The organism is Butyricicoccus sp. (assembly GCF_050872565.1).
GTDB lineage: Bacteria > Bacillota > Clostridia > Oscillospirales > Butyricicoccaceae > Butyricicoccus_A.
Genome location: NZ_JBNMHC010000367.1, coordinates 1 through 2,101, shown reverse-complemented (window position 1 = coordinate 2,101; position 2,101 = coordinate 1). Strand labels below are relative to the sequence as shown.

Genomic DNA, 2,101 nt, shown 5'->3' with positions numbered 1-2,101 from the left:
CGCAGAATTTCTTCTAGCTGCTCCGGCACGAGATGCCGCTGCAATTCGCCATCTATGGCGATGGAAATCGAACCGGTTTCCTCTGAAACAACCAAGCTGAGCGAATCAAATTTTTCGCTCATACCGACAGCAGCTCGATGCCGCGTACCCAGTTCCTTGGATAGATTCGGGTTAGGAGACAGCGGAAGCACACAGCCTGCAGCGTGAATGCGGCCATCTCGGATAATCATCGCGCCGTCATGCAGCGGTGCGCCTTCATAAAAGATGTTGCGAATCAGCTCGTCCTTGACATCTGCATTAATCACCGTTCCCGTGCGAATAATATCGCTGAGATTTTCTTTGCGCTCAAAGATAATCAGCGCACCGGTGCGTGACCACGACATCTCGGAGCAGGCATGTACCATCTCGCGGATGACGGATTCCTCCATAGGAATCGCATCGTTGCGAATCATCAGAGTGGACAGCTTGCTCTTGCCAACGCGCTCCAAAATACGGCGAAGTTCCGGCTGGAAGACAATGGCCACGACGACAATGCCCCATGTCAGTATCGCACGGAATAAATAATTGACCATTGTCAATTGCAAGATACTGGACAGCCACATGGCGACAATTAGAATAATAACACCGCGAATAATGCGGGTAGAACTCGTTTCCCGTACCAATTTGACAATTTGGTAGATGAGAAACGAGACCACCGCAATATCTATCACGTCTGAAACTGTCAGAGACATTAAATTTTGCATAATCATTTGGATATAATCCATACAGTTATTCAATCCCTTAGTTCTGCGAAATACACAGTTTCCAGCATGAAAAATCCCATGCTTGTTATTATTTTACCACAATTTTTTCAGCGTGTGAACACTTCCTCACAAATTTGGTCAGATTCTTTTCCACAAATATGCGCTAGTGCGTCACAAAATTTTCGTATCTGACGCATTGATTGAAACCATCCAGGTGAAAGGCGCACCGTTCCGGTTTCGATTGTACCTGCTGTCCGGTGAGCAAGCGGCGCACAGTGCAAGCCTGCACGGACACAGATATTTTGCTCGGCCAATCGCTGTGCAATGGTTTCGCACGGCAGCTGACGGCACGTAAAGGACAGTACGCCGGTTTGTTGCTGTGGTTTGGGTGAAAGATATAGCGTAATACCGGGGATTTCTCGTAGTTTTTCTACTGCCAAATCACGCAGACGGCACTCCCAAGCGGCGATCTCCGGCTCACCTAATTTGGATATAAACTGCAAGCCTTCAAACAATCCGGCAATTCCCGCGAGATTGACAGTACCTGCTTCCAGCCGATCCGGCAAAAAGTCCGGCATGTCCGCCTGCTCAGACAGACTGCCAGTGCCGCCGAGCAGCAGCGGTGCAGGCAGATCTTGTGACAGCCATAATAAGATTCCTGTTCCCGGCGGAGCATATAAGCCCTTGTGGCCGGGCATTCCGACGGCGGCGAGGCTGTGCAGCTGAGAGACAGCAAGGGGAACCACACCGGCGGATTGCGAGGCATCTAAGATAAGAGGGATTCCATGCTTTGTCAACAGCGCATCCAACGGTTCCAGCGGCTGAATATAGCCGAAGACATTGGAAACATGGCATAGTACAAAGCAGTCCGCGCCGTCTGCAATTGCTTGCTGTGCTTGCTCCAGCAGCATATCATCATTCCACAGTTCGCTTTTGAGTATCGTGAGTTTGATATTCTGTCGTTTGACCAGCTCCAGCACAGGACGGTACACAGCATTGTGTTCAAAGCCGGAAATCGCAATATGGCGGCAGGTCTGTGCCATGGCATATAGAGCCATGTTGAGTGCCTGCGTGGCGTTTGCAGTAAAAATGACGCGGCGGGGATCGGGCACATCAAACAGCTTTGCTGCCAGCCGCCGAGTATCATATACAATATCTGCGCCCAGCATCGCAGGGAGATGAGCACTTCTGCCGACGCCTCCGGCGTGCTGCATTGCCCAGCGCATCGCATGGGCTACCGCAGGCGGTTTTTCCAGCGTTGTCGCTGCATTATCCAGATAAATCATCAGAATTCCCCCAGCACCACTCCATGTCCGTCACATGCTTCAGACAGGCTTTTGCTCGTGCAGTATCTTTGT

At 50.8% G+C, this 2,101-nt stretch carries 2 protein-coding genes; both read right to left on the bottom strand.

The annotated features are described in order from the left end of the window. Positions 1 to 764: diadenylate cyclase CdaA (gene cdaA, locus ACR0P9_RS11445; RefSeq protein WP_432620259.1), on the bottom strand; the 764-nt coding region annotated here is incomplete at its 3' end. A gap of 86 nt (positions 765 to 850) precedes the next feature. Further along, positions 851 to 2,029: an aminotransferase class V-fold PLP-dependent enzyme gene (locus tag ACR0P9_RS11440; protein ID WP_432620257.1), complete on the bottom strand. Its 1,179-nt coding sequence runs from the start codon at positions 2,027 to 2,029 to the stop codon at positions 851 to 853. Between the last annotated feature and the right edge of the window lie 72 nt (positions 2,030 to 2,101).

Coding starts and splice junctions, on each gene's coding strand:
- ACR0P9_RS11440 (WP_432620257.1), bottom strand. CDS start 2,029: ATGATTTATCTGGATAATGCAGCGACAACGCTGGAAAAACCGCCTGCG.